We start from the raw sequence: 26,879 nt of genomic DNA, 5'->3' as shown, positions 1-26,879 counted from the left end.
CCTGTGGGTAACCCCACGTCCTGGCGGACGACGCCGTTACGGTAATGTTGTCCGCTGGTTCCGTACGCACCCGCGACCTGCGGACGCGGACGGACCTGAGAACGCATCACCCTCCTGTCACGGAAGGACCGTGACCGCTCAAGTCCAGAGGAGGTGGGTATCAAGCATGCGTCAGTACGAACTGATGATCATCCTCGACCCGGAGGTCGACGAGCGCACGGTGGCCCCGTCGCTCGACAAGCTGCTCACGGTCGTCAAGACCGGCGGCGGCACCGTCGAGAACGTCGACATCTGGGGCAAGCGTCGTCTCGCCTACGAGATCAAGAAGCGCTCCGAGGGCATCTACGCCGTCGTCGACATGACGACGACGCCGGAGCTCGCCAAGGAGCTCGACCGCCAGCTCGGCCTCAACGAGTCGATCCTGCGGACCAAGCTCATCCGCCCGGACGCTCACTGAGCCACTGCTCGCTGAGCACCACCCTCACCCACCAGCAGGAGGCAAGGACATGGCAGGCGAGACCGTCATCACCGTCGTCGGGAACCTGACGGCGGACCCCGAGCTGCGATTCACCCCCTCCGGGGCGGCCGTGGCCAGCTTCACCGTGGCGTCCACGCCGCGCACCTTCGACCGCCAGAGCAACGAGTGGAAGGACGGGGAGACCCTGTTCATGCGCTGCTCGGTCTGGCGCGAGGCCGCGGAGAACGTCGCCGAGTCGCTGACCAAGGGCACCCGGGTCCTCGTGCAGGGCCGGCTCGTGCAGCGGTCCTTCGAGACCCGCGAGGGCGAGAAGCGCACCGTGGTCGAGATGCAGGTCGACGAGGTCGGTCCTTCGCTGCGCTACGCCACGGCCAAGGTCACGCGCTCCCAGCGCGGTGGCGGCGGCGGCGGCCAGGGTGGCTACAGCGGGAACCAGGGCGGCGGCCAGGGTGGCGGGTTCAGCAACGCCCCCACCGGCGGTCAGGGTGGCGGGTACTCCGCGCCCGGCGGCGGCCAGGCCGACGACCCCTGGGCCACGGGCGGCTCGAGCGCGTTCAACGACGAGCCCCCCTTCTAAGACACACGCTTGCCCGGGCGCCACGGCACCCGGACGGATCATCGAGGAGCATCACCATGGCGAAGCCCGTTCTTCGCAAGCCGAAGAAGAAGGCCAACCCGCTCAAGGCGGGGAAGATCGACAACATCGACTACAAGGACACCGCCCTGCTGCGGAAGTTCATCTCGGACCGCGGCAAGATCCGCGCCCGTCGGGTCACCGGCGTGTCCGTCCAGGAGCAGCGACTCATCGCCAAGGCGGTCAAGAACGCCCGCGAGATGGCTCTGCTGCCTTACTCGAGCTCGGCTCGCTGAGGGAGGCAGACATGGCAAAGCTGATCCTGACCCACGAGGTCACCGGTCTCGGCACCGCCGGCGACGTGGTCGAGGTCAAGGACGGGTACGCCCGTAACTACCTCGTCCCGCGTGGCCTGGCCACGCGCTGGACCAAGGGTGGCCAGAAGCAGGTCGACCAGATCACCGCGGCCCGCAAGGCCCGCGCGATCCACTCGATCGAGGAGGCTCGCGACGTCCGCGACCGTCTCCAGGCCAACCCCGTCACCATCGCGGTGCGCGCGGGTGAGAGCGGCCGCCTCTTCGGCGCCGTGACCACCACCGACATCGCGGAGGCCGTCAAGGCGGCCGGTGGCCCCCAGCTCGACCGTCGGCGCATCGAGGTCCCGACCCCGATCAAGTCCCTCGGCGAGCACAAGGTCACCGTGCGGCTGCACGAGGACCTCCAGGCGACCGTCGAGGTCACGGTCGTCCCCGCCTAGGACGACGGCGGGTCGCACCGGCCCGCTGGAGCCACGTCACGGCCCGGTCCCCCTGGGGGGCGGGCCGTGGTGCGTCCACGGCGGCTCGCGCGCAGGCCTGGCCTCGTCAGCCTCCGGCCCAGCGCCTAGTCTGTGGCGACATGAGCCTGACGGTGCAGTCCGTGACCTTCGACGCCGAGGACGCCGCGGAGCTCGCCCGGTTCTGGGCGGCAGCCCTCGGGCTGTCGGTCGCCGACGGCGCCTCGGCCGACTTCGCCCAGGCGACCGGTCCGGGCGGTCGCTACCTGTTCATCGCCGTGCCGGAGCCGAAGTCGGCGAAGAACCGCGTGCACCTCGACCTCGAGGCGGACGACCGTGAGGCCGAGGTGACCCGCCTGCTGAGCCTCGGCGCCGCCCGGCTCGGTGACCTCGACGAGGACGGGGCCCGCTGGACGGTGCTCGCCGACGTCCAGGGCAACGAGTTCTGCGTCGTCCAGGCACACGCCGGGTAGGTCCGCGCCGAGCGAGCGGGTGGGCGCGGGGTGGATCCGCGGGCGGTGCGGGCGACCCGGCCTCAGCCCGCCACGCCGTCGAAGGCCGCCCTGAGCGCGGCGACGTCGAACTTCCCCTGGGTGGCGAGCATCGCCTGGGTCACCCGGGCGACCCTCTCCGGGTCGGGGTCGCTCATCATCTCGCCCAGCGCGTCCGGCACGATCTGCCAGGACAGCCCGTAGCGGTCCTTGAGCCACCCGCACGGGCGGGGCTCACCGCCGTCGACCAGGGCCGCCCAGCACCGGTCCACCTCCTCCTGGTCCGCGCAGGGCACGAGGAAGGAGACGGCCTCGGTGAAGGGGAACTGCGGACCTCCGTTGATGGCGGTGAAGCGCTGGTCCTGGAGGGTGAAGTCGACCGTGAGGGCCAGCCCCTCCTCCCGGGGGGAGTCCGGGCCGTAGCGGGAGACGGCGGTGATCCCACCACCGAACACCCCGACGTAGAAGCTCGCGGCCTCCTCGGCCGCGGTGTCGAACCACAGGTTGGGGACGATCGGACGCACGGGTCCTCCTCCGTCGGTCGGGTCGTGCGGATCGGCGTCATGGTCGCGTGCCCGGTGCCGCCGCGGCAAGAGCGCGCGGCCGGCCCCCGCCCAGCCCCGGTGCCACTCAGCGCGCGGCCCCCGGGACCATCCAGGTCTCCCCGCGGGCCCGCAGCCCTGTGGTCACGGCCCGGGCGAGCATGAAGGCCCCGCCGAAGGTCGCCCAGAGCCAGGCGGTGCCGACCGCCCCTCCCGGAGCCCAGGCCCCGACCGCCATCGCGAGCGGGACGTAGACCACCAGCGTGACGACGCCCGCCCAGGCCAGGTACCGACCGTCGCCGGCCCCGATGAGCACACCGTCGAGGACGAAGACCCACCCCGCCACCGGCAGGCAGGCCCCCGCCACCGCCAGGCCGACGGCGGCGGCGAGCCGGACGTCGTCGTCCCCGGTGAACAGCGGCGCGAGGAACCACCCGCCGGCGGCAAAGAGCACACCCAGGCCGGCCCCGGCCGCGACGCCCCACTGCAGGGAGCGGCGCATGACGGCGCGTACCGTCGCGAGGTCGCCGGCTCCCAGGCCGCGTCCCACGAGTGCCTGCCCGGCGATCGCCAGGGCGTCGAGCCCGAACGCCGCGAGACTCCACATGGCGGTGACGACCTGGTGCGCGGCGAGGACCACCGTCCCCAGGGATGTCGCGACGGCGACCGTCACGAGGATCGCGGCGCGCAGCGTGAGCGTGCGGACCATGAGCGGCAGTCCCTGCGCGGCCGACGCCCAGATCCCGGCGCCGTGCGGGCGCAGGCTCACCCCGAGGCTGCGGGCCCCCCGCAGGACGGTCCAGGCCAGCGCCAGCCCCATCGACGTCTGGGCGATCGCCGTGCCGAAGCCCGACCCGGCGACCCCGAGACCCGCGCCGTAGATGAGGATGAAGTTCAGCCCGATGTTGGCCAGCGCCCCGGCCACGGCGACGACGAACGGCGTGCGGGTGTCCAGCAGACCCCTCAGCGTGCCGGTCGCCGCCAGGACCACGAGCATGCCTGGCAGACCCGCCGCGGACGCGCGCAGGTAGGCGACGGCGTGCGGGACGACCGTCTCCGGCGCGCCGAGCGCCGCGACCACCCACGGAGCGGCGAGGAGCGCGGCGCCGGCGGAGAGGGCACCGAGCAGAAGCGCCAGCCACATCCCGTCGACCCCTGCGGCGACGGCCCCGGCCCGGTCGCCGGCGCCGACACGTCGGGCAGTGGCCGCGGTCGTGGCGTAGGCGAGGAAGACGAAGACGCCGACGACGGTGGTGAGCAGGGTCGAGCTGAGCGACAGCCCGGCGAGCTCGGCGGTGCCCAGGCGCCCGACCATCGCCGAGTCGACGAGGACGAACAGCGGTTCCGCCACCAGCGCGCCCAGCGCCGGTACTGCCAGGGCGAGGATCTGCCGGTCGATCGAGGCGCCGCCCACCCGGTCGGTGCGTCCGGGCGACTCAGGGGTGGGTCGAGGGTCGGAGCCGTCCCCGGGCGTGTCGTCCACGGATCCACCGACCTCTTTCTGTCCACAGTGTGTGCATGGCTGTGGAGGGCCGTGCCGCGTCAGAACCGGCGCGATGCAAACGGTTACCCACATTCTTGTCCACCGACTGTGCACAACCAGGGCGGCCCTCGTCCACACGCCGTCCACAGAATAGGTCGCCGCCCTGCACAGGGGGCGTTTGGTCCCACCAGGCTGAGGCCCTAACGTCGCGCGGGCGCCACCACGTGGTGCTCGCGGCCGGCCCGGTGTGGGTGGCCGGATGTAGGACGGGGCCCGGGGACGGGCCCCGGGGTGGGAGGACGCACGTGTCGGTTGACGAGCAGGTCGGGGCGCGCGCCTACCAGGAGCGGGAGTCCTTCGACCGCACCCCGCCCCAGGACGTGGCGGCGGAGCAGAGTGTCCTCGGCGGCATGCTGCTGTCCAAGGACGCCATCGCCGACGTCGTCGAGGAGCTGCGGGGCAACGACTTCTACCGCCCCGCGCACGAGATGGTCTACGAGGCGATCATCGACCTCTACGGCCGCGGTGAGCCGGCCGACGCCGTCACCGTCGCCGCCGAGCTGACCAAGCGCGGCGAGATGGCCCGGGTCGGCGGCGCGCCCTACCTGCACACGCTCATCTCGTCCGTGCCCACCGCTGCCAACGCCGGCTACTACGCCCGCATCGTGCGTGAGCAGGCCGTGCTGCGCCGGCTGGTCGAGGCGGGGACCCGCATCGTCCAGCTGGGGTACGCCACCGAGGGCGGCGACGTCGACGACCTCGTCAACTCGGCGCAGGCCGAGGTCTACGCCGTGACCGAGCGCCGGACGAGCGAGGACTACGTCCCGCTGCGGGACACCATCAACCTCACGATGGAGGAGATCGAGCACGCCGCCAACCGCGGGGAGGGGATGGTCGGCGTGCCCACGGGCTTCGCCGACCTGGACGCCTTGACCAACGGTTTGCACGGCGGACAGATGATCATTATCGCGGCGAGACCAGCTATTGGTAAGGCCCTCGCCCTGGACACGCCGCTGCCGACGCCTACTGGCTGGACCACGATGGGTGAGGTAGCTGTTGGCGACCAGCTCATCGCCGTGGACGGCACGCCCACCACCGTGGTGGCGGCGACCGACGTCATGACGGACCGCCCGTGCTACGAGGTGACGTTCGACGACGGCACGACCATCGTCGCCGACGGGCAGCACCAGTGGCTGACTGAGACCAGGGCGTCGCGGCGTTCGGCGCAGCAGGCGGCCACCGGGTACAACGGTTACCGAAACCAGGTGACCTTCGCCCAGGTGCGCACCACCGAGGAGATCGCGAACACCCTGCGCTGCCCGACGGCGGACCGGCGCCTCAACCACTCGGTCACCAACGCCGCTCCGATCATCCTTCCCGATGCCGACCTGCCGCTCGACGCGTACGTCCTGGGCGTCTGGCTGGGCGACGGGCACAGCGCCGGAGCCCGTTTCACTTCTGCGGACCCAGAGGTGGCCACGCTCGTCGAGGCAGCAGGCTATGTGGTGCGAGCCGGGGCCGGCCTGAACTACTCCATCGGACTGCCGCCCTCGCCGGCCCCGCAGGAGCGCGCGTGCGACGTCTGCGGCGTCGCCTACGTGTCCAAGCAGGCGCACGTACGCACGTGTGGCCGCAGCTGCGGGGGGAAGCGCAAGACGCTTCTGCTGGAGAAGGTCCGTCCGGCGTGCCCGGACTGTGGCAAGGACAGCTCGGGGTCCCGGCTGTGTCAGGTGTGCTGGCACGACCACGGCAACGTCCACGCGCTGCTGCGCAAGCTGGGAGTCCTGGGCAGCAAGCACATCCCCCAGTCATACCTCCGGGCGAGCGAGCGACAGCGTCGGGCACTCCTCGCGGGCCTGCTCGACACCGACGGCACGGTCAGTCCTACGGGCGCCGTGCAGTTCACCGTCACCAGTGCTCGCCTCGCGCATGACGTCCGGGAGCTGGTGCACAGCCTGGGGTACCGCACCGGCTGGTCGACCAGGACGGTGCGGGGGCGCCTGGCCGAGACGTCTGTCGCCTACACCATCACCTTCACCACCGACGACCAGGTCTTCGCGCTCACCCGCAAGCAGCGCGTCCACGCTGAGCGGAGAACCACGGCTACCGGGCGGCGCACCGAGCGCTTCATCACCGGCGTTCGGCGCATCGACGCAGTCCCGGTTCGGTGCGTCCAGATCGACCACCCCACGCACCTGTACCTCGCCTCACGGTCGATGATCCCGACCCACAACTCCACCATGGCGCTCGACATCTGCCGGTCGGCGTCCATCAAGCACGGCCTCACCTCCGTGGTGTTCTCCCTCGAGATGGGCCGGACCGAGCTGACGATGCGACTGCTCTCCGCCGAGGCGCAGGTGCCGCTGCAGAACATGCGCAAGGGCACCATGCGCGAGGAGGACTGGACCCGGATGGCGACGGCCATGAGCCGGGTCTCCGAGGCGCCCCTGTTCATCGACGACAGCCCGAACATGTCGCTCATGGAGATCCGCGCGAAGTGCCGGCGCCTCAAGCAGCGCCACGACCTCCGCCTCGTCGTCGTCGACTACCTCCAGCTCATGAGCTCGGGCAAGCGGGTGGAGTCGCGCCAGCAGGAGGTCTCCGAGTTCTCCCGGGCGCTGAAGCTCCTGGCCAAGGAGATCGAGGTGCCGGTCATCGCGGTCGCCCAGCTCAACCGTGGTCCCGAGCAGCGCACGGACAAGAAGCCGATGATGAGCGACCTTCGTGAGAGTGGCTCGCTCGAGCAGGACGCCGACGTCGTCATGCTCCTGCACCGCGAGGACGCCTACGAGAAGGAGTCCCCACGCGCCGGCGAGGCCGACATCATCGTGGCCAAGCACCGCAACGGACCGACCGACACCGTGGTCGTGGCCTTCCAGGGCCACTACTCCCGGTTCGTCGACATGGCGCGGTAGCGCCGGGAGGACAGCCGCGGCCCGGGACGCGGACGTCGACCGGGTGCCCTACCGTCGCCCTATGAAGACCCGCACCCTCGGCCCGTTCGACGTCTCCGCCATCGGCCTCGGCTGCATGCCGATGTCGATGAACAACGACCACGAGTACCCCGGCCGGGAGGAGTCGGTCGCCACGATCCACGCCGCCCTCGACGCCGGCGTCACCCTCCTGGACACCGCCGACATCTACGCACCGAGCTGGGACACGTTCGGCCACAACGAGGAGCTCGTCGCCGCGGCGCTGCGCGCCTACGGCACGCTGCCGGACGGGCTCGTCGTCGCCACCAAGGGCGGTATCACCCGCGGGCCCGGGGACACGTGGGGACGGGACGGGTCGATGTCCTACCTGCGCAGCGCGGTCGAGGGCTCGCTGCGTCGCCTCGGGCGGGACGTGATCGACCTCTACCAGTGGCACCGACCCGACCGGTCGATGGACTACGCCGAGGTGGTGGGCAACTTCGCGGCGCTCGTCCAGGAGGGAAAGGTCCGCTGCGTCGGGATCTCCAACGCGAACGTCGAGGAGATCCGCATCGCGCAGGACGTCCTGGGCCCGGGCGGTCTCGTCAGCGTGCAGAACGAGTTCTCCCCCCGCTACCGCAGCTCCGAGGGGGAGCTGCGGTACTGCGCCGAGCAGGGGATCGCCTTCCTGCCGTGGAGCCCCCTCGGCGGCACCGGCGGCGGGGGTCGTTCCGTAGGAACCGAGTTCTCCGCCTTCGCTGACATCGCCGCCGACCACGGGGTGAGCCCACAGCAGGTGGTGCTGGCCTGGGAGCTCGCGCTGAGCGAGCGGGTCATCCCGATCCCCGGCGCCCGTCGGCCGGCGTCCATCGTCGACTCCGCCGCGGCGGCCGACCTCATCCTGGACGAGGATGAGCTGGCGCGGTGCAGCGCCGCCGGTCAGGTCGACTAGCTCCGGAACGGCGCCACCCGGCCCGGCACCGCGCCACCCGGCCCGGCCCGACGTCGGGCTCGGGCGCTCCCCGCCGAGGTGCCGCCGAGGTGGCCCTGCCCCGACCGTGGCGTACCGCGTGACAGGCTTGTGCCGACCATCCCTGCCGAACACCGGGAGACCGACGTGAGCACCATCCCCGACCCCGCCGAGCTCCTCGCCCTCTGCGAGGACCTCGCCCGCACCGCGGGGGAGCACGCCCGGGCCCGGACCGCCGACCACGGCGGCGTCGCCCGCACCAAGTCCTCCGCCGTCGACGTCGTCACCGCCGTGGACGAGGAGGTCGAGGCGCTCCTGCGCGCGCGCCTGGCCGAGCTGCGGCCCGACGACGGCGTCCTGGGTGAGGAGGAGGGGTCGGTCGCGGGCACGTCGGGGCTGACCTGGGTGGTCGACCCCATCGACGGGACGGTGAACTTCCTCTACGGCATCCCGTCCTACTCGATCTCCGTCGCCGTGGTCTCCGGCAGCGCCGACCCGCTGACCTGGACCGCCGAGGCCGGGTGCGTCCACGCCGTCGCGCTGGGCACCACCTGGACCGCGGCGCGAGGTCTCGGCGCGTGGCGCGACGGCGAGCGTCTCGGCCCGCGGCCTGCCCCGCCGCTGGCACGGGCACTGGTCGGCACCGGTTTCGGCTACACGGTCGAGGAGCGGACCCTGGAAGGGGCGCTCGTCGCGCAGATCCTCCCCCAGGTGCGCGACATCCGCCGGCTCGGCTCGGCTGCGATCGACCTGTGCCTCGTGGCGGACGGCCGCCTCGACGCCTACTACGAGATCGGCCTCAACCCGTGGGACATGGCGGCCGGCTCGCTCGTGGTCAGCGAGGCGGGCGGGGCGGTGCAGGGCCTGACTGGGGGACCGGCGTCACCCGCCATGACCATCGCCGGCGGGTACGACCTGGTCGAGGAGCTGGCCGCTGCCCTGCGTGCGGCGGGCGCCTGAGCGCCGCAACCTCACGCTCACGCCGTAGCGACCCCCGAGACGACGGGCAGACCCCGAGACGACGGGCGCCCGGCCGGCCGCTGGATGGCACGTTCCTGCCATGGCACGAAGTGCACGGGCCGGACGGCCGGAGACCGCTATCCCGGACGGTAATTTTGCCGATACAGCAATCGTCCTGCATTGGCAGGCCGAGTAACCGGTGAGCAGCAGGGGGACCCGTCATGAGCGCTACGACCCAGTGGGTGCGACCGCACGCCGCCGTCGTCCGCCCGGCTCGGGACGCCGTGGACCTGCTCGCGCCCGATGCGCCGGCCGACGTCCTGCACCTGCGTGACCGGGGGGCCCTCGCCCACCGCCAGGCCCGCTCCGCCCTCGTGCGCGAGATCCTGCGCTCGGCGACCCCCGCCCGGGCCGACCGGCTCTTCCCGGGGACCGACGGCGCCTCGCTCGGGACCGGCGCGGCCGGCGTCCTGTGGGCGCTCGCCGAGATCGGCGCCGACGTCCCCGAGCGGCTGGTCGACTGGCTCGTCGCCCGGGCGGACGAGCTCACCGCCCCCGGCCTGTTCGACGGCGCCAGCGGAGCCGCCCTGGCCCTGGACCGTCTCGGCCGCCACGACGACGCCGCCCGGCTGTGGCGGCGGGCCGACGAGGCGCCCCTGGGACGCCTCGACGTCTCCGTGAGCAGCGGGCTCGCCGGTCTGGGACTGGCGCTCCTCGAGCGTGCGCCGATCGGCGACGAGGACGCCCTCATGGCCCGGCTGACCGAGATCGCCGGCGAGCTCATCGTGCGGCTCGGTGCGTGCGACCACGGCAGCGGGCTCCTCGAGGGCGGGGCCGGTGCGGCCCTCTTCCTCATCCACCTGTACGAGATCACCGAGGACGAGTCGCTCCTCGGCCCGGCCGAGGCCGCCCTCCTGCAGGACCTCGGGAAGCTCGGCTGGGCGCCGCTGAGCGGGGACGGTGCCGCTCCGCTGTGGTGGCAGCAGCCCACCCTCGGTCAGGGCAGCGCGGGGCTCGCGATGGTCATCCGCGAGGCGATGGCGCACCTGGACGACCGCTGGCTGGGTGACGCCGCCGAGTGGATCGCCACGGCCGCCGAGTGCTACAGCCCCGAGGAGGCCGGGCTCGACGGCGGCGCCGCGGGCGTGGCGATGGCGCTGTGGCACCTGCGCCGCACCCCGTGGGACACCCCGGTCCAGCGCCGCGCGGTGATGGGGCCGCACCTCGGGCGCCTGGGCCTGCTCGGCGCAAAGATCGACGTCCGCAGCACCGGTGCGGGCCTGCTCTCCGGCGCGGCCGGGACGCTGCTGGCCCTCGAGGCCCTCATGGGCGCGGGTGACGGGCGGATCTTCCTCTTCTCCTGAGCGTGCCGCGGCCGGCTCACCCGGCGTCGAAGCGCTCCTCGCCCTCGGCGTCGGGATCGTCCTGCGGCCCCTGGCCGGGAACGGCGTCCGGCGCGCCCGCCGCGGCCGCCTGTGCCGCCTCGGCCCGTTGCGCCTCGGTCTGGACCGGACCTGTCTCCATCTCGGCGGCCGGGTCCGTGCCTCCGGCGCTCGTGGTGTCGGCCATGTCGATCGCCTCCTCCTGAGCCGGCGGGGCTCGCCGGCCTGACCCGACCGTAGCCAGACGGTCGTCGGCACGCACCCGGAGGAGGAGGGGACCCGTCAGCCGCCGAAGATGTCGCCCAGCCCGCTCCCGCCCTTGTTCTCGTGGCCGCCCTGCGTCACGGACTCGCTCGGCTGGACGACCACGTAGCCCTGCCCGCCGAACGCCATCTGGAACGTCTCCCCGGTGCCGCCGCGGACCATGGACCTCAGCCCGCCGGTGTCGACCCGGATGTCCATGCTCACCCCCGCGGTCCACAGCACCACCGCCTGGGCGTCGGCGAAGGTCGGCGCGCTCGCGACGTCGAGGGCGACGGGTTCACCCTTGGTGGTCACGGCGACGTACCCCGTCCCGCGCAGGGTGACGTTGTACAGCCCGCCGGTCATCGCGGCCCCCCGCGCCTGGATGCGCTGGATGTCCCAGTCGATCGAGGCCGAGAACGCGAGGACGTTGCTGCCGTTGACCGAGATCATGTCGTTCTCGAGGTACATCACCTGCACCTCGGCGGCACGGTCGGCCACGAAGAGCTCGCCCTGCCCGGTGCACTGCATCATGGCGACGCCCTCGCCGGTGACGGCGGACTTGAACATCTTGCCCAGACCGCCCGAGCCCTTGTTCTCGAAGCGCACGTCCCCCTGGTAGGCCACCATCGACCCGCTCCTGGCCCACACCGGGCCGAAACCCATCTGGATCTTCAGGAGCTTCTTGTTCTGCAGCGAGAACGGGTCCTGCGAGGAGTTCTCACGGTGCTCGGTGAACAGTGGGCCATGGATGGGCATGGTGCCTCCCTCGTGGGCCGGCCGGTTCGGCCGCTTCGCTGGAACTCTAACGACGGCCGTGGCCGCTGCGTAGGCTTTCGACCGTCAGCGTGACGATGGAGGTCGACGATGGGTTTCCTCGACAAGGCCAAGGCTGCGGCCAACGACCTCGCCGCCAAGGCGGACACCGCCCTGAGCGGCGCGGGCATGGCCGGACCCGGAGGGGGTGATGCGGAGAGGTACTTCCGCGACCTGGGCGTCCTCGCGTACCTCGAGTGGAGCGGACGTCCCGCACCCTCGGGCGAACGCGAGCGCATCATGGCTGCCCTGCGCGAGATGGACGCGCGGGGCACGATCCGCTCGTACGCCCTCCACACGGCGCCACCACCGGCACCGGGGACGGGGCCGTCATCAGGCTACGGACCGACGACGCCGCCGCCCCCGGCCGGTGGAGCGCCGGCGGGTGGCGCTCCGGCTGGTGGTGCTCCGGCTGGTGGTGCTCCGGGGAGCGGTGGTCCGGCAGGTCGCGGGCCCGGCGACGGCCCCGGTGCCGCACCCCCACCGCCGCCGCAGCCGGCACCGCAGCCACCGGCCGCGCCCCCGCCCCCGCCGTCGTGGATGAAGGACGGCGGCACCGCCTGACCTCCGGCGTGGCGCCGCCGCTCGACGCCGCCCCGGTGTGATCGTGGGGTGACCGCGCCGTCCGGGGCCGATGTCAGTGCCTCGTGGGACGGTCGGGGAACCACGAGGAAGGGAGCGGGACATGGCCGTCATGACCGTGCTGGAGATCGACGACGTCGGGCTCGTGCCCGAGCTCACGGTCCCTCAGTCCGCCGAGGTCGGTGCCCACGCTGGGAGGGGCCTCGCTGACCCTGCCGGGACGGACGTGGCCGCCCGCGTAGAGGTCGAGGTCGACGCCTACGCCGACTGCCCCCGAGTGTGGTGCTCGTTCGCCGACGGGCCGGCGCAGGTGCTCGACGGCTTCTGCGCGTGCTGCGGCGCCTGCGACCACGACTGCGTCTGACCGACCGGGTCAGGACGAGGGGACCAGTGGGACACCGGCCGCCCGCCACTCCAGGATTCCGTCGCTGACGCGTCGCGCACGCCGGCCGTGGGCGGTGAGCACACGGACGGCCTCGTGGGCGAGGGCGCAGTAGTCGCCGCGGCAGTAGGCGACGACCTCGCGGTCCGTGGGCAGCTCGCCGAGCCGCTCCACGAGCTCCTCGAGCGGGATGTGCACGGCGCCGGGAAGGTGGCCGGCGGCGAACTCGGCGGCCGGCCGGACGTCGAGGACGACCACGCCCGCGTCGCGGTCCGCGCGGAGGAGGGCGGCCACCTCGACGACGCCGACGTCCTCGCCCACGTACCGTCGCCGCGCGCTCTCGGTCCCCGGCCGGCGTCGTCGCGCGACGCGGCGCAGCCCGGCGAGCAGGCCGGCGACGTCGTCCCCGGCCAGGGAGTACCAGATCCGGGTGCCGTCGCGCCGCGTGGTCACCAGGCCGGCGCCGTGGAGGCGCTGAAGGTGGGCCGAGCAGGTCGACAGTCCCAGGCCGGCGGTGCGGGCGAGGTCCTCGACCGTGCGCGGTCCCTGGGTGAGGAGGTCGAGGAGCTCCAGGCGTGCGGGGCTGCCCAGGGCCTTGCCCACCGCGGCGAACTCCTCGAGCAGGGCGGTCTTCGCGTCGCGGTCAGCCATCGGTGCCGTGCGTCTCGTACATCCGCATGGCGACGATGATGCCCGACACCGCGGTGAGCGCGGCGACCACCCAGACCGCTGCGCGCACACCCAGGAGGTCGGCCACCAGACCGGCGAGCAGCGCCCCCACGGCGAAGCCGAGGTCGCGCCAGAGGCGGTAGACCCCGACGGCGCGCGCCCGCCACGCCGGGTGCGCGACGTCGCCGACCGCGGCGAGGAGGGTCGGGTAGACCATGGCCGTGCCGGCTCCGAGGAGGACCGACGCCACCGCCCAGGCGGCGAACGTGTCGCCGAGGGCGACCAGTGCCAGGGCCACCGCCTGGACGGTCATGCCGCCGACGACGAACGGCTTGCGGCCGCGCCGGTCGGACCAGGCTCCCGTCACGAGCTGCCCGAGCCCCCAGACGGCCGGGTAGAGCGCCGCGAGGATGCCGACCTGGCTCACCGAGAGCCCGGCTCCCACGAACAGGACCGGGAAGAGACCCCAGGCCAGGCCGTCGTTGAGGTTGTTCACCAGGCCGGCCTGGCTGGCGGCGGACAGGGCAGGCTCGCGGAACGATGTGCGGGCGAACACCTCGCCGTCGGTGAGGCCGCGTTGGTCACCGCCGCGAGGGCTCTCGCGGCCCGGGCCCGGACCGTCGTCTCCGTCGTCGCGCTCGCCGCGGTGGGCGGCCGGGGTGTGGCCCGCCGCCTCGAGGCGGGCATGACCTCGCGTCTCGCGCACCGCCAGGGTGGACAGGCCCAGGCCCAGGGCCGCGAACGCCACCCCCAGGAGGAAGGGGGCGGGCCGCAGCCCGGCGGACTCGGCGAGGTAGCCCGTGGCCAGCGCCGTCGCGGCGACGGCCACGTACCCGGCGGCCTCGTTCAGGCCCATCGCGGTGCCCCGCCGCGTCGGGCCGACCAGATCGATCTTCATGATCACGGTGGTGGACCAGGTCAGGCCCTGGCTGACCCCGAGCAGGATGTTCGCCACGACGATCCACGACCACGTCGGTGCACCGATGAGGAGCAGCGGCACCGGGATCGCGACCAGCCACCCGACGACGAGGACCGGCTTGCGGCCGTAGCGGTCGGACAGGGTGCCCGCGAGGTAGTTCGTCGCGGCCTTGGCCAGCCCGAAGGCCAGGATGTACGTGAGGGTGGCGGTGTAGGCCTGCAGGCCGAACTCGGCCTCGGCCAGGAGTGGCAGCACGGTGCGCTCCTGTCCCAGCATGCCGCCGACGAGGGCATTCACGGCGACGAGCAGGGCGAACTGCGCCGCGTTGGCGCGCAGACCCAGGGTGGGGCCGGCGCCGGCCGGCCGGCCGGCACGCGCGATGGGGCCCAAGCGATCCTCCGGGGTGTCATGGAGGATCGCGGCGACCCTCAACTGATTCACGCCAGTACTCAACTGTTCTACATAGTAATGGAATATGGCCCTCGTGAGGGTATGGACGGCCGAGAGCGGTCCTACGTCGCGGTCCCGGCCACCCGTCCCACGGGCAACTTATGATCCCGGTGTGACCGGCCACCCTGCTCCCGGACCCCGCGCGACCCGCGACGACCTCCTGCTCGAGGAGGACGTCCCGGCGCGCTACGACCACCGCTGGACGTTCGTCGCGATGCTGGCCTCGTCGCTCCTGAGCCTGGTCGCCTCGTTCGTGCTCTCGGTCGACGCGGTCCGGCTGGCTGCGAACCCCGACGTCGTCCTCGGCTGCAACATCAACGAGGCGATCTCCTGCGGCAAGGTGGCGCAGGCCTGGCAGGCCAGCCTGCTGGGCTTCCCCAACGCCTTCCTCGGCCTCGTCACCGAACCCGTGGTCATCACCATCGCCGTGGCCGGCCTGGCCCGGGTCCGCTTCCCCCGCTGGTTCATGGTGGCGGCGCAGGTCGTCTACCTCATCGGCCTGTTCTTCGCGTACTGGCTCTTCGTCCAGTCCTACTTCGTCATCGACGCCCTGTGCCCCTGGTGCCTGGTCGTGACCGCCTCGACGACGACGGTCTTCACGAGCCTGCTGCGCTACAACATCCGCGAGAACAGCTTCCGACTGTCACCACGGCTCCATGAGCGGCTCACCTCGTGGCTGCGGATCGGGCTCGACTACGCCCTCGTCGCCGCCTGGTTCACGGTCCTCGCCGCGGCGATCGTCCTGAAGTACCAGCACGTCTTCTTCGGCTGAACCGCTCCGACCACGCGCCGGGCCGCGCGGAGCCCGGTCGGGCCTGCTCGGTCGCGCGCGGCCGGCCGGACCTGCTCGGTCGAGGGCCCGGCCGGATCTGCTCAGCCGATGGCGGCCAGCTGGGGCAGCAGGGGAGCGACGTCCTCCAGGACGTCGGCACGGACGACGTAGCGGGTGACGCCCCATCGGTGCCGGTGCGCCGCGACGGCGGCGACGATCTCCTCCGCTGTCCCCGCCAGGACGTACGGGACCGCCAGGAGCTGCTCGGTCGTGAGTCCGAGCTCGGCACCCAGCGGTGCGAGGCCGGCCTCGACGTCGTCCGTGACCTGGACGACCTGGACGAGGGCCTCGAGCTCAGGCGGACGGGAGCGCCCGACGGCCCCGTCGGTGACGGCCGCCACCTGGTCGTCCAGGACGGCGGTGGTCCAGCGGACGTCGTGGCTGTAGCCGTCGGGGCGGGTGCGGCCGAGCCCGGACAGACCCACGACGTCGGCGTGGGCGCCGGCCCACCGCAGGAGGGTCGTGTTGGCGGTCCCGACGGTGAGCGGGACCGGGTCGGCCACGGGCCGGGGCCGCTCGAGGACCCCGCTCAGCCGGACGTCCGGACCGTCGACGTCGACCGGCCCGCCGGCCAGCAGGGTCTGCACCGCCTCGGCGACGGCGATGCACCGGCGCACCCGTGCTGCGACGCCGGGACGCTCGCGGCCCACCGCCAGCCACTCCGCCGGGGTGTGCCCCGCCCCGAGGCCGAGGAGCGAGCGCCCGGCGGAGACGACGTCGAGCGTCGCGGCGTCCGCCGCGAGGAGCATCGGGTCGCGGACGCCGGCGTTGGCAACGTACGGTCCCACGCGCAGCCGTGAGGTCACCGCGGCCGCCGCGGCGAGCGCGACGAAGGGCGAGGCCGTCGCGCCGGGGTGGTCGGCGGCGAGCAGCGCGTCGAAGCCCGCGTCCTCCGTCCGACGGGCGAGCGAGAGCCAGGACGCGGCGTCACGCGGACCGCCCTGCACCGAGACCGCGACCACGAGACCTCCTCAGCCGTGGGCGGTCGGGACCGGGTCGGGCCCACCCGCCGCTCCCGACGCGGATGGCCGGGTCGGGCCGGTCCCCTCCGGGGCCGGGACGCCTACCCGCTCCCGGTGGCCGTTCGCGCTCGCCGCGAGGACGGGTGCCGCCTCGTCGTGGCGGACCGCCAGCACCCCCGCCACGATGAGCACGCCCCCGGCGAGCTGGACCGGGACCGGGAGCTCACCCAGGACCAGCCAGGCGATGAGCACCGCGAAGACCACCTCCGTCAGCCCGACGAACGAGGCGACCTTCGACCCGAGCCGGCGGGCCGCCCCGATGCCGGAGGCGTACGCGAGGGCCGCCGCCACCAGCGACAGCAGCGCGACCGGCACGAACCAGGGGACCGCCCGGCCCGCCAGGACCACGTCCGCCGTGGAGTACTCCACCGGCACCACCCCCACCAGTCCCGCCACGACGAGGGTGAGGGTCGCGACCACCAGCCCGCCGGTGGCCATCACCAGGGGCGGCAGGCCCGTCGAGTCGTCCGCCGAGAGCACGAAGAAGGCCGCGAGCCCAACGGCGGCACCGAACGCCCACAGCGCCCCGCCGACGTCCACCCGGACACCGGCGGTCACGTCCAGGACGAGCACCAGGCCGGCTACCGCCAGCGCGATCCCGGCGAGCGTCCACCGGCGCGGCCGCCGACCGTGCCGCAGCCAGAGCCACACGACGACGAGGACGGGTCCGAGGTACTCCAGGAGCAGCGCCACCCCCACCGAGAGGGTGGCGACGGCGTTGAAGTACATGAGCTGGCACCCCGCCACGGCCACGAGCCCGTAGGTGGTCACGAGCCGGGCGTTGCCGCGCAGCAGGTGCCACCGTCCGCGGAGGGAGACCAGGGCCGCCGGGGCGAGGACGAGGGCGGCGACGCCGATGCGCGCCGTGACCGCGGCGGCCGGTGACCAGCCGGCCTCCAGCAGCGACTTCGCGAGCGACCCGGACGTGCCGAAAGCCGCGGCCGAGACCAGCGCGAGCCACACGCCCGTCGCCGCGTCCGTGCCGCGCGGCCGCCCCTGCCCTGGACCCATGCTGTCGAAGTGTGCCACCGGGCCGGGCGGACGGGCAGCCCGGCGCCACGGGCGCGGGGGCGCCTGCCGTGCGCGCGGGGTGGGACAGTGCTTGCCTGGGCCCAGGGAGGACGCCGATGACGCAGCAGGTCGCCAGGACGCCCGGCCGCCGACCGTCGAAACGGTTCATGGTGGGCAAGGCGCTGCGCGAGTTCTTCGCCGACGACGGCTGGGACCGCTCCGCCGCGATGACGTTCTTCGCGGTGCTCTCCGTCCCGCCGATCGCCGTCGCCCTCGTCTCGGTCCTCGCGCTGGTGGGCCAGGGCGAGGAGAGCACCGCGGCCGTGCTGGAGATCCTCGTCCAGGTGGCGCCCGACGCCGAGGGGGTCGAGGCCCTCAGTGCGCCGGTCCTCGCGGTGCTGCGTCAGCCCTCCGCCGGGTTGACCTTCGTCCTGGGCCTCGCCACGGGTCTGTGGATGGCGGCGGGCTACGTCGGGGCGTTCGGCCGGGCGATGAACGTCGTCTACGGGGTCACCGAGGGCCGGCCGCTGTGGCGGCTGCAGGTCTGGCACCTGCTCACCACCGTGGTGCTGGTGGCGTTCTCCGGGCTGGTGACGCTCCTGCTCGTCGTCTCGGGGCCGGTCGCCGAGGCGGTGGGCCGGGTGCTCGGGCTGGGCGAGGCCACGGTCACGCTCTGGCAGGTGGCCCGGTGGCCCGTGCTGCTCCTGGCGACCGCGGGTGTGGTCGCGGTGCTCTACTTCGCCACCCCGAACGTGCGCCACCCCCGGTTCCGGCTCGTCTCGCACGGGTCGGCCCTCGCCCTGGCCCTGGCCGGGGTGGCCTCGCTGCTGTTCCGGCTCTACCTCTCGACCTTCGGGCGTCTCGACCTGACGTACGGCTCGGCACTCGCGGGCGTCATCGCGTTCTTCCTGTGGCTGTGGATCATCAACATGGCGCTGCTCCTCGGCGCCGAGGTCGACGCCGAGGTCCAGCGGGCACGCCAGCTCGTCTCGGGGCTCCGGGCCGAGCAGAGCGTCGTGGTCGAGGTGCGCGACACCCGGGCGAGCGACCGCAGCGAGGCCAGGCGCCTGGCCGACGAGGACCGGGCCAGGAGTCTGCGCCGCTCACACGGCTGGCACGACGAGGAGATCTGAGGACTCACCACCCCGCCGGCAGCGGGCGGCCCTCCTCGTACCCGGCGGCGGACTGGATGCCCACGACGGCGCGCTCGGCGAACTCCGCCAGGGACCTCGCGCCGGCGTAGGTCATCGAGCTGCGCAGCCCGGCCGTGATCTCGTCGACCAGGTCCTCGACGCCGGGGCGCTGCGGGTCGAGGTACATCCGGGAGGAGGAGATGCCCTCCTCGAACAAGGATTTGCGGGCCCGCTCGAACGGGGCGCCGTGCCCGGCCGTCCGCGCGGCGACGGCCCGGGCCGACGCCATGCCGAAGCTCTCCTTGTACATCCGTCCGGACTCATCGGTGTGCAGGTCGCCGGGGGACTCGTAGGTCCCGGCGAACCAGGAGCCGATCATCACCTGCGACGCCCCCGCCGCGAGGGCCAGCGCGACGTCGCGCGGGTGCCGCACCCCGCCGTCGGCCCACACGTGGGCGCCGAGCTCGCGGGCGGCGTCGGCGCACTCCAGGACCGCCGAGAGCTGCGGCCGGCCCACGGCGGTCATCATCCGGGTGGTGCACATCGCACCCGGACCCACGCCCACCTTGACGATGTCCGCCCCCGCGGCGACGAGGTCGCGCACGCCCTGGCCGGTGACGACGTTGCCGGCCACCACCGGGACGCCGGGCGAGACCGAGCGCACCGCCTCCAGGGCGCGGAACATCCGCTCCTGGTGGCCGTGGGCGGTGTCGACGACGAGCACGTCGACCCCGGCCTCGAGGAGCGCGCGCGTCTTGCCGGCCACGTCGCCGTTGATGCCGACGGCGGCGCCCACCCGCAGCCGCCCGGCCGGGTCGAGGGCGGGGGCGTAGATGCTCGAGCGCAGCGCGCCCCGCCGGGTGAGGACACCCACGAGGCGCCCCTCGCGGGTGACCGGGGCGAGCTTGAGACGGGCCCCGGCGAGCTCGTCGAAGGCGGCCGCGAGACCGGCCTCGCCGCGCCCTTCGAGGACCGAGACGTCCAGGACCCGCGGGTCGGCGGACATCACCTGGTGGACCTGGGTGAACCGGTCGACGTCCTCCCAGTCCGTCTCCGAGACGATGCCGACGGGTCGGCCGTCGTCGTCGACGACCACGACGGCCGCGTGCGCCCGCTTGCCGATGAGCGACAGGGCGGTGTGGACGGTGTCGTGCGGGCCCACGGTCACCGGCGTCTCGACCACCGGGTGCCGGGTCTTGACCGAGGACACCACCGTGGCGACGACGTCGGCGGGCACGTCCTGCGGCAGGATCGTGATCCCGCCGCGCCGGGCGACGGTCTCGGACATCCGCCGGCCCGCCACCGCCGTCATGTTGGCCACGACGAGCGGGACGGTCGTGCCGGTGCCGTCGTGCGGGGCGAGGTCGACGTCGAAGCGTGAGCCCACCTCCGAGCGGGACGGCACGAGGAAGACGTCGGCGTAGGTCAGGTCCGTCGTGGGGGTCTGCCCCGGCAGGAAGCGCACGGAGCCATTGTCCGCCGGACGGCCCCGCGGGGGCAGGGCCGTCCGTGCGGTGGTCCGGCGGGCGCCCGACCGGCCCGGGTAGGGCGGTGCGGCCACCACCGGCGGCCCTACCGGCCTCAGCCCAGCAGCTGCGGCAGCTCCGGCGCCTCCTCACCGAGGACGTGCTGGGCGAGGAAGCCCAGGACCACCTCGTACCAGAGCCGGGCGTGCTGGGGGGTGAGGACCCAGTGGTTCTCGTCGGGGAAGTAGAGGAAGCGGTGCGCGGTGGTGCCGTCCGGTGCCTGCGGGAGGCCGGAGGCGTGGAGGAGGTCGTACCACAGGCGCAGGCCCTCGCCGATCGGCACCCGGTAGTCCTTGTCGCCGTGGATGACGAGCACCGGGGTGGTGATCTCGGTGACGTACGTCGAGGGCGAGTGCTCCCGGCGCATCTGCGGGGTCATCTCCCGCTCCCAGTAGAACGAGGCGTCGGTCGTGCCGGAGAACGCGTCGAGGTCCCACAGGCTCGCGTGGGTGACCACGGCCCGGAACCGGTCGGTGTGGCCGGCCACCCAGTTCGCCATGTACCCGCCGAACGACCCGCCCATCGCCGCGGTGCGGGCGGCGTCGACCTCCGGCAGGGCCTCGGCGGCGTCGGTGGCGGCCATGAGGTCGGTGTACGGGGCGTCGCCCCACCGGCCCCACCCGCGCTCGACGAAGTCCTGGCCGTACCCGGTGGACAGCGCCGGGTCGGGCAGCAGGACGGCGTAGCCGCGCGCCACCATCAGCCAGGGGTTCCACCGCCACGACCACGAGTTCCACGACCCGAGCGGGCCGCCGTGGATCCAGAGCAGCAGCGGGGCCGGGTCCTCCGGCCCGGCGCCCTCGGGCAGCGCGAGCCACGAGCGCACCCGGGTCCCGTCCGCCGTGCGGGTCTCGACGTCGCGGAGCGTGCCGGGCAGGGCGGGGCGGTCCACCGGCCCGCGCAGCGCGGTGACCGTCGCGGCCACCGGGTCGGTCGCGGCGGCCCCGTCACGGCCGGGCACACCGGCGAGGTCGATCCGGACCACCTCCGGCGGGTGCGCGTAGGACGAGCGCAGGGCGTACGCGGCGGCGCCGTCCGGCGCGACGGTGACGGCGGAGAACGCCCCCTCGTCCGTGAGCCGGGTGACGGCGCCCGTACCGGCGTCGACGTGGAAGACCGGGGCCCGGCCGTCGTCGTCGGCGACCACGAGCAGGCCCGAGCCGTCCGGCAGCCAGCAGGTCTCGCCCGGCCAGCGGTCCCAGCCGTCGGTGAGGTCGCGCGCCTCGCCGGTGGTGAGGTCGAGCACCGCCAGCCACGGCCGCGGGGCCGAGGCGGGGGTGGAGCGGCGCTCGCGGACGTAGGCAAGGCGGGTGCCGTCGTCGCTGACCGCCCCGACGGCGAACTCCTCGTCGGCGTCCGCCGCGAGGACGGTGGTTCGCTCGCCGGTGGCGACGTCGATGCGGACGACGCTCTGGCGGCGCGAGGCGCCCCCCTCGGGCTCGGTCACCTCGGTGACGACGAAGGTGCCGTCGGGTGCGAGCACGTGACGGGTCTCGACGAGCGTGACCCCGGCGTCGGGGGTGAGGTCGCGCAGCTCCAGGGTGGGCTCGTCCAGCGGGTCGGCGGCGGCCGCGTGGCCGGCGCGGTGCCTGCCCGGTCCGGCGGGCTCGGGGGAGGTGCCGGTGGGCTCGGCGGCGTAGAGCCTCGGCGCGGCCGGTCCGAGGTCGTGGTCCCAGTACCGCACCGGGTAGTCGGCGTGCAGGATCGCCGAGACCTTCTTCTCCTTGCGCGCCTTGCGCCGCTCCTTCTCGTCGGCGAGGTCCGTGGAGCGGGGTAGCGCGGAGCCCTGGACGAGCACCGCGCTCCCCGTGCGCGGCGTCGTGACGGACTCGACCCCGCCGGGGTGGGTGGCGACGACCCGTGGCTCCCCGCCGCCGGCGGGCAGGAGGTGGAGCTCCGCGACGGCGTCGTCGTCCTCGCCCCGGCGGGCGACGAAGAGCAGGTCGCCGTCGGGGGTGAAGGCGGGGGAGGACTCGCCCTTCGCGCCGCGCGTCAGACGGCGGGCCGCCCGGTCGCCGGAGGGATCGACGTCCCACAACGACCCCACCCAGGCGGTGGCGTCCTTGTCGAGCGTCGAGACGCCGACGACGAGGCGCTCGCCGTCCGCCGAGAGTGCCAGACCGCCCAGGCGGGGGAGGGCCAGGTAGTGGTCGAGGTCGGCGAACGGGGTCGCGTCGGTGCCGGAGGAGTCGCTCATGCCGGGTATCCCACCACTCGCGGCCCCCCGGGCGCGACCGCACAATGGGAGCGAACCGCACCGACCGAAGGAGATCCCGTGTCCCGCCGTCGTTCCGCCACCGCCGTCCTCGCCCTGGCCGCCGCCCTGGCCCTGACCGGGTGCACCGAGGAGGAGACCCCGGGGCTCGAGGAGGTCGGGGACACCGTCTCCGCCGCCGCCGGTGACCTCGGCGAGGCCGCACGCCAGGCCGCCGACGAGGCGGGCGCGGCGCTCGACGACGCCCAGTCGGCCCTGGAGGACCTCGCCCCCGACGCCCGCGCCGAGGTCGAGGAGGCCGTCACCTCCGCCGGCTCGGCGATCGAGGACGCCCAGGCCGCCCTCGAGAACGCGGACGACGCCGAGGCCGTCCAGGCCGCGGAGGACTCCCTCGCCGAGGCCGGCGACCAGGTCTCCGCCGCCGCCGACGACGCTGAGCCGGAGGTCCGGGCCGTGCTGGAGTCCCTCGGGGACCGGATCGCGGACCTCACCGACGAGCTCCAGGCCGCCGCGCAGTAGCGGCCCGCCGGGAGCACCGGCCTGCCGGGAGCACCGGCCTGCCGGGAGCACCAGCCCGCCGGGAGCACCGGCCGGGCCGCGGTGACCGCGTGCTAGAGCTCGACGCGCTCGACGAGCTGCGGCCCGTTGTTGGCGACGTTGCCCACCGCCCGGCCCACGGGCCGCGGCTCGAGCACCGGCTCGGGCATCGCCTCGATCATCGCGCGCACCTCCGAGGGCTTCGTCAGCCGCGGGTCGAGCCAGTCGCCGGCCATGGCGGGTGGCACCACCACCGGTGTGCGGTCGTGGATGTGCCCCAGCGTATCACCGGCCCGGGTGGTGAGGATCGTGAACGTCCACCACCACCGCGCCGGGTCGTCCGCGTCCCTCGAGGGGTCCGGCCACAGCTCGTACAGACCGGCGAAGCCGAGCACGCCGTCGCCGTGGAGGAAGTACGGCTGCTTGCCGCCAGACGGCAGCTTCTCCCACTCGTAGTACCCGTCCGCGGGAACCAGGCAGCGGCGCCGGGCGGCCGCGGCCTTGAAGGCCGGCTTCTCGGTCACCGACTCGGAGCGGGCGTTGATGAGCCGGGCGCCGATCGAGGCGTCCTTCGCCCACGAGGGCACCAGCCCCCACCGGACGGTGCGCAGCTGGCGCGCGGGACGTTCCTCGGGCTCCTCGCGCGGGGCCCGCTCGAGCACCACCCGCACGTCGTCGGTCGGCGCGACGTTCCACGACGGCGCCGGCTCGTCCCCGACGACGTCCTCGATCCCGAAGGCTCCCACCAGGTCGGCGTCCCGACGGGCGTTGGCGTAGCGACCGCACATACCGACCAGTGTGCTCCGGTGAGAGGATGGGAGCAGCCGCAACCCCCCGACCGAGAGGCCAGCCGCCATGACCCTGCCCCGCGACGACGACCCGAAGTTCGCCGACTACGCCCACCCCGAGCGGCTCGTGAGCACCGCGTGGCTCGCCGCCCACCTCGGCGAGCCGGGACTCGTCGTCGTCGAGAGCGACGAGGACGTCCTGCTCTACGAGACCGGGCACATCCCCGGTGCGGTCAAGGTCGACTGGCACCTCGACCTCAACGACCCCGTCACCCGGGACTACGTCGACGGAGCCGGGTTCGCCCGGCTCATGTCCGCCAGGGGGATCGGCCGCGAGACCACGGTCGTCATCTACGGCGACAAGAACAACTGGTGGGCCGCGTACGCGCTGTGGGTCTTCACCCTGTTCGGCCACCAGGACGTGCGCCTGCTCGACGGCGGCCGCGCCAAGTGGGAGGCGGAGGGCCGGGAGATGACCACCGCGAGGCCGTCGCCGGCAGCGGCGGACTACCCGGTCGTCGAGCGGGAGGACGCACCCGTGCGGGCGTTCAAGGACGACGTCCTGGCCTTCCTCGGCGGGCAGCTCGTCGACGTGCGGTCGCTGCCGGAGTACACCGGCGAGCGCACCCACATGCCGGACTACCCCGAGGAGGGGGCGCTGCGGGGCGGGCACATCCCCGGCGCGCAGTCCGTGCCGTGGGCGCGGGCCGCGAACGAGGACGGGACGTTCCGCTCGCGCGACGAGCTCGCCGCGATCTACGTCGACGAGAAGGGCCTCGACGCCGCCGAGCCGGTCATCACCTACTGCCGCATCGGGGAGCGGTCCAGCCACACGTGGTTCGTCCTGCAGCAGCTCCTCGGCTTCCCGGACGTGCGCAACTACGACGGCTCGTGGACCGAGTGGGGCAACGCCGTGCGGGTGCCCATCGCCCGCGGCGAGGAGCCGGGTGAGGTGACGCGGTGACGGCCACCGACCTCCCCGAGGGCCTCGCCGGGATCGCGGAGGACTTCACCGCGATGCCCGTGCCCGAGCGGCTCCAGCTGCTGCTGGAGTTCAGCCAGGGGCTGCCCGACCTGCCGGAGCGGTACGCGGAGCACCCCGAGCTCCTCGAGCCGGTCCCGGAGTGCCAGTCGCCGATCTTCCTGCTCACCGAGGTCGAGGGCGCCGGCGGGGACGCCGTGGTCCGGCTGTACTTCTCCGCCCCGCGCGAGGCGCCCACCACCCGGGGCTTCGCGGGCATCCTCCACGAGGGACTCGACGGCCGGACGGCGCAGGAGATCCTCGACGTGCCCGCCGACTTCACCGGCCGGCTCGGCCTCGCCGAGGCCGTCAGCCCGCTGCGCCTGCGGGGCATGGCGGGGATGCTCGGGCGCATCAAGCGCCAGGTCAAGGAGAAGGCCGGGATCTGAGCCCGCCGTCGGGCCGGTTGGCTCGGGCGACGCGCGAACCGCGGCGACGTGCGAACCGCGGCGACGCGCGAGCCCCGGTGGCCGGCGCGGCAGGGTCGGCCACGTCCCGGCAGGGTCGGCCAGGTCTGGGAGGGTCAGCCCAGGCGCCGGGGTCAGCCGCAGCGATGCAGGGATTGTGGCCCTCGTCGGGGAGACATCGGCGGGGATGAGCCGCCGGATGTGACCGATCCGTCACTTTCTCCCCGTCGGAGCGGCGGATATTGCCCACGAGAGGGTCCGAGCGCGGGAACGAGCGGCGCCCCCTGGGGGTGCCGCCCGTTCCGTGCCTGGCGAGTACTGCCTGGCGGGTAAGTGCCTGGCGAGTACTGCCCGGCGTGCCGTGCCGGTCCGTCAGCTCCGGTGACCCGGGCCGTGACCGCCCCGGCCCATCATCTGCCGGTCCTGCATGCCCGTGCCGTCCTGAGTGCACAGGGCCGGGGTCTCGCCGGCGGCCGCCGCCTCGAAGGCGGCGAGGTGGTTCTCCGAGCCCGCCAGCAGGTTCGAGTACACCCGGTCCAGCATCGCGTTGTCGGTGGCGTCGACGAGACCCTGGAGGTCCTCGATGTCGACCGTCTCGAGCTCGACGCCGACCTCGTACGCGGCCTGCACCGACACGGAGCCGTCCGCCAGCCAGCCGTCGTAGAGGTCCTGGACCGCGCCGTCGACGTACACGCCCGGCTCACCCGTGCTGGGGTCGTCGATCCCGTACCGTTCGAGGACGTTGCCGATCGCGTCGAAGTGACGCTGCTCGCTCGTCGCGATGCGGGTGAAGACCTCCGTCTCCGGGTACAGCTCGGCGAACGACTGGTAGACGTCGCGCGCCATCGCCTCCTCCTCGCGGGTGAAGACCAGGCCAGCCACCTCCTCGTCGGTGAGGTCCACCGTCACCGCCGCGACCGGGTCGCCGCTGCGGTTGGGGCCGCCGGGCCAGCCGTCGCCGGGGCCCGCCGGTCGCGCCGTCGCGACGCCCGCCGTCCCCACGGCGACGGCGGCGACGGCCAGTGCCACAGCACCCGTCCTCATGATCCTCATCGTTCTCACCTCTCCCGGGGCTCGATGCCCTCTCGGTCTTGAGGACAAGTCCACCGCCCCCGCGTGAGGGCCTCGGCATCGCCCGTGTGAAGCCTTCGTGAAGCGGCGGCCGGCCGCGGCCGCTCCGGCGACGGCCGCCCGACGGCCGCCCCAAGGCCGCCCGACGGCCGCCCGACGGCCGCCCGCGGGCCGGCCGGTGACCGGGCCCGGGCCCTGCGGCCCTGGCGCGGCGGGGAAGAGAGGCGTGGAATATCTCCGGGACCCCTCCTGTTTGCGCCTATACCCCATGGGGTATAACGTCCGGTCCTGCCCCACACAGAACAGGAGTGACCATCCATGCCCGTCGTCACCATCGACCAGCTCGCCGCCGCTCGCGCCACCGGCGCCTACGTCCTGGACGTGCGCGAGCCCTCCGAGTACGTCGAGGGCCACGTCCCCGGCGCGGAGCTGCTGCCCATGGGCCAGGTGCCCGTCCGCCACACCGACCTGCCCAAGGGCGAGCCGGTGTACGTCATCTGCCGCAGCGGCAACCGCAGCCGGACCGTCATGGACTACCTCGTCCGGGCCGGCCACGACGCCTACTCCGTCGACGGCGGCACCATGGCGTGGATCTCCCAGGGCCACCCGGTCGTCACCGGACCGAACCGCGACCGCGCCTGAGCGCGTCACCGCCCAGCAACCCGACACCGCAAAGGACTCTGACCTG

At 73.7% G+C, this 26,879-nt stretch carries 29 protein-coding genes; 17 read left to right on the top strand and 12 right to left on the bottom strand.

Annotated elements, in window-relative coordinates:
* The first annotated feature begins 166 nt into the window (after positions 1-166).
* The 5 genes from rpsF to EDD32_RS05920 all read left to right on the top strand — a co-directional run bounded on the left by rpsF (position 167) and on the right by EDD32_RS05920 (position 2,300).
* Positions 167-457, top strand: a complete 291-nt coding sequence (gene rpsF / locus EDD32_RS05940; protein WP_123915782.1) for a 30S ribosomal protein S6 — start codon at positions 167-169, stop codon at positions 455-457.
* A 49-nt stretch (positions 458-506) separates the two neighbouring features.
* Positions 507-1,055 carry a single-stranded DNA-binding protein gene (locus EDD32_RS05935; RefSeq protein ID WP_123915779.1) on the top strand — a complete coding sequence of 183 codons (549 nt, stop codon included), beginning with the start codon at positions 507-509 and terminating at the stop codon, positions 1,053-1,055.
* 56 nt (positions 1,056-1,111) lie between these two features.
* Positions 1,112-1,348 carry a 30S ribosomal protein S18 gene (rpsR, locus tag EDD32_RS05930; protein WP_123915777.1) on the top strand — a complete coding sequence of 79 codons (237 nt, stop codon included), beginning with the start codon at positions 1,112-1,114 and terminating at the stop codon, positions 1,346-1,348.
* 11 nt (positions 1,349-1,359) lie between these two features.
* Positions 1,360-1,809: a 50S ribosomal protein L9 gene (gene rplI, locus EDD32_RS05925; RefSeq protein ID WP_123915773.1), complete on the top strand. Its 450-nt coding sequence runs from the start codon at positions 1,360-1,362 to the stop codon at positions 1,807-1,809.
* A gap of 140 nt (positions 1,810-1,949) precedes the next feature.
* Positions 1,950-2,300: a VOC family protein gene (locus EDD32_RS05920; protein WP_123915770.1), complete on the top strand. Its 351-nt coding sequence runs from the start codon at positions 1,950-1,952 to the stop codon at positions 2,298-2,300.
* Between the two features lie 62 nt (positions 2,301-2,362).
* Here EDD32_RS05920 and EDD32_RS05915 read toward each other — a convergent pair whose 3' ends face one another.
* The gene (locus tag EDD32_RS05915; protein ID WP_123915767.1) at positions 2,363-2,842 is read right to left on the bottom strand and encodes a VOC family protein; all 480 of its coding nucleotides are present in this window, start codon (positions 2,840-2,842) and stop codon (positions 2,363-2,365) included.
* Positions 2,843-2,948: 106 nt separating this feature from the next.
* On the bottom strand, positions 2,949-4,343 hold the full coding sequence (locus EDD32_RS05910; protein ID WP_425459473.1) for an MATE family efflux transporter: 1,395 nt from the start codon (positions 4,341-4,343) through the stop codon (positions 2,949-2,951).
* Positions 4,344-4,648: 305 nt separating this feature from the next.
* Here EDD32_RS05910 and dnaB point away from each other — a divergent pair, with 305 nt between their 5' ends.
* From dnaB to EDD32_RS05890, 4 genes are all read left to right on the top strand, one after another.
* A complete protein-coding gene (dnaB, locus tag EDD32_RS05905) occupies positions 4,649-7,258 on the top strand; it encodes a replicative DNA helicase (protein ID WP_211338745.1) in 2,610 nt (869 codons plus the stop codon).
* Between the two features lie 61 nt (positions 7,259-7,319).
* Entirely contained in the window at positions 7,320-8,207 is an 888-nt protein-coding gene (locus EDD32_RS05900) for an aldo/keto reductase (protein WP_123915758.1), read from the top strand.
* 165 nt (positions 8,208-8,372) lie between these two features.
* Complete coding sequence (locus EDD32_RS05895; RefSeq protein WP_211338744.1) at positions 8,373-9,185, top strand: inositol monophosphatase family protein; 813 nt, start codon at positions 8,373-8,375, stop codon at positions 9,183-9,185.
* A 221-nt stretch (positions 9,186-9,406) separates the two neighbouring features.
* Positions 9,407-10,549, top strand: a complete 1,143-nt coding sequence (locus EDD32_RS05890; protein ID WP_123915755.1) for a glycoside hydrolase family protein — start codon at positions 9,407-9,409, stop codon at positions 10,547-10,549.
* Positions 10,550-10,565: 16 nt separating this feature from the next.
* Here EDD32_RS05890 and EDD32_RS05885 read toward each other — a convergent pair whose 3' ends face one another.
* Together EDD32_RS05885 and EDD32_RS05880 are read right to left on the bottom strand one after the other, a co-directional pair.
* Positions 10,566-10,754 (bottom strand): hypothetical protein, encoded by a 189-nt coding sequence (locus EDD32_RS05885; protein WP_123915752.1) that lies wholly within the window; start codon positions 10,752-10,754, stop codon positions 10,566-10,568.
* A gap of 95 nt (positions 10,755-10,849) precedes the next feature.
* Positions 10,850-11,569: an AIM24 family protein gene (locus EDD32_RS05880; RefSeq protein WP_123915749.1), complete on the bottom strand. Its 720-nt coding sequence runs from the start codon at positions 11,567-11,569 to the stop codon at positions 10,850-10,852.
* A 108-nt stretch (positions 11,570-11,677) separates the two neighbouring features.
* Between EDD32_RS05880 and EDD32_RS05875 the strand changes: the two genes are divergently transcribed.
* Entirely contained in the window at positions 11,678-12,190 is a 513-nt protein-coding gene (locus EDD32_RS05875) for a hypothetical protein (RefSeq protein ID WP_123915746.1), read from the top strand.
* Between the two features lie 121 nt (positions 12,191-12,311).
* A complete protein-coding gene (locus EDD32_RS05870) occupies positions 12,312-12,572 on the top strand; it encodes a hypothetical protein (protein WP_123915743.1) in 261 nt (86 codons plus the stop codon).
* A gap of 9 nt (positions 12,573-12,581) precedes the next feature.
* On the opposite strand, the gene EDD32_RS05865 is transcribed toward EDD32_RS05870, so the two are convergent.
* The gene (locus tag EDD32_RS05865) at positions 12,582-13,241 is read right to left on the bottom strand and encodes an ArsR/SmtB family transcription factor (protein WP_123915740.1); all 660 of its coding nucleotides are present in this window, start codon (positions 13,239-13,241) and stop codon (positions 12,582-12,584) included.
* Entirely contained in the window at positions 13,234-14,568 is a 1,335-nt protein-coding gene (locus EDD32_RS05860; RefSeq protein ID WP_246005999.1) for an MFS transporter, read from the bottom strand. The genes EDD32_RS05865 and EDD32_RS05860 overlap by 8 nt, the downstream gene beginning before the upstream one ends.
* A 172-nt stretch (positions 14,569-14,740) precedes the next feature.
* On the opposite strand from EDD32_RS05860, the gene EDD32_RS05855 reads away from it, so the two are divergent.
* Positions 14,741-15,400 (top strand): vitamin K epoxide reductase family protein, encoded by a 660-nt coding sequence (locus EDD32_RS05855; protein WP_246005998.1) that lies wholly within the window; start codon positions 14,741-14,743, stop codon positions 15,398-15,400.
* A gap of 101 nt (positions 15,401-15,501) precedes the next feature.
* On the opposite strand, the gene EDD32_RS05850 is transcribed toward EDD32_RS05855, so the two are convergent.
* Positions 15,502-16,422, bottom strand: a complete 921-nt coding sequence (locus EDD32_RS05850) for an LLM class flavin-dependent oxidoreductase (protein WP_123915734.1) — start codon at positions 16,420-16,422, stop codon at positions 15,502-15,504.
* Between the two features lie 9 nt (positions 16,423-16,431).
* A complete protein-coding gene (locus EDD32_RS05845; protein ID WP_123915732.1) occupies positions 16,432-17,493 on the bottom strand; it encodes an EamA family transporter in 1,062 nt (353 codons plus the stop codon).
* Positions 17,494-17,609: 116 nt separating this feature from the next.
* On the opposite strand from EDD32_RS05845, the gene EDD32_RS05840 reads away from it, so the two are divergent.
* Positions 17,610-18,626, top strand: a complete 1,017-nt coding sequence (locus EDD32_RS05840; protein WP_123915729.1) for a YihY/virulence factor BrkB family protein — start codon at positions 17,610-17,612, stop codon at positions 18,624-18,626.
* A 4-nt stretch (positions 18,627-18,630) separates the two neighbouring features.
* On the opposite strand, the gene EDD32_RS05835 is transcribed toward EDD32_RS05840, so the two are convergent.
* Together EDD32_RS05835 and EDD32_RS05830 are read right to left on the bottom strand one after the other, a co-directional pair.
* Entirely contained in the window at positions 18,631-20,091 is a 1,461-nt protein-coding gene (locus tag EDD32_RS05835; protein ID WP_123915727.1) for a GuaB1 family IMP dehydrogenase-related protein, read from the bottom strand.
* A 116-nt stretch (positions 20,092-20,207) separates the two neighbouring features.
* Complete coding sequence (locus EDD32_RS05830) at positions 20,208-22,349, bottom strand: S9 family peptidase (protein WP_123915723.1); 2,142 nt, start codon at positions 22,347-22,349, stop codon at positions 20,208-20,210.
* Positions 22,350-22,427: 78 nt separating this feature from the next.
* Here EDD32_RS05830 and EDD32_RS05825 point away from each other — a divergent pair, with 78 nt between their 5' ends.
* Complete coding sequence (locus tag EDD32_RS05825) at positions 22,428-22,886, top strand: hypothetical protein (RefSeq protein WP_123915720.1); 459 nt, start codon at positions 22,428-22,430, stop codon at positions 22,884-22,886.
* Positions 22,887-22,978: 92 nt separating this feature from the next.
* Here the strand turns inward: EDD32_RS05825 and EDD32_RS05820 are convergent, their stop codons facing one another.
* Positions 22,979-23,692, bottom strand: coding sequence for an SOS response-associated peptidase (locus tag EDD32_RS05820; protein WP_123915717.1), 714 nt, complete (start codon positions 23,690-23,692; stop codon positions 22,979-22,981).
* A 67-nt stretch (positions 23,693-23,759) separates the two neighbouring features.
* Between EDD32_RS05820 and EDD32_RS05815 the strand changes: the two genes are divergently transcribed.
* Positions 23,760-24,656 (top strand): sulfurtransferase, encoded by an 897-nt coding sequence (locus EDD32_RS05815; protein ID WP_123915714.1) that lies wholly within the window; start codon positions 23,760-23,762, stop codon positions 24,654-24,656.
* 53 nt (positions 24,657-24,709) lie between these two features.
* The gene (locus EDD32_RS05810) at positions 24,710-25,102 is read left to right on the top strand and encodes a SufE family protein (protein ID WP_123920229.1); all 393 of its coding nucleotides are present in this window, start codon (positions 24,710-24,712) and stop codon (positions 25,100-25,102) included.
* A gap of 390 nt (positions 25,103-25,492) precedes the next feature.
* Here the strand turns inward: EDD32_RS05810 and EDD32_RS05805 are convergent, their stop codons facing one another.
* Positions 25,493-26,173: a ferritin-like domain-containing protein gene (locus EDD32_RS05805; RefSeq protein ID WP_170175230.1), complete on the bottom strand. Its 681-nt coding sequence runs from the start codon at positions 26,171-26,173 to the stop codon at positions 25,493-25,495.
* Positions 26,174-26,509: 336 nt separating this feature from the next.
* Between EDD32_RS05805 and EDD32_RS05800 the strand changes: the two genes are divergently transcribed.
* Positions 26,510-26,833 (top strand): rhodanese-like domain-containing protein, encoded by a 324-nt coding sequence (locus EDD32_RS05800; RefSeq protein WP_123915708.1) that lies wholly within the window; start codon positions 26,510-26,512, stop codon positions 26,831-26,833.
* Positions 26,834-26,879 lie beyond the last annotated feature (46 nt).

This window comes from Georgenia muralis (assembly GCF_003814705.1).
Lineage (GTDB): Bacteria > Actinomycetota > Actinomycetes > Actinomycetales > Actinomycetaceae > Georgenia > Georgenia muralis.
This window is presented reverse-complemented; position numbering and strand designations above follow the sequence as displayed.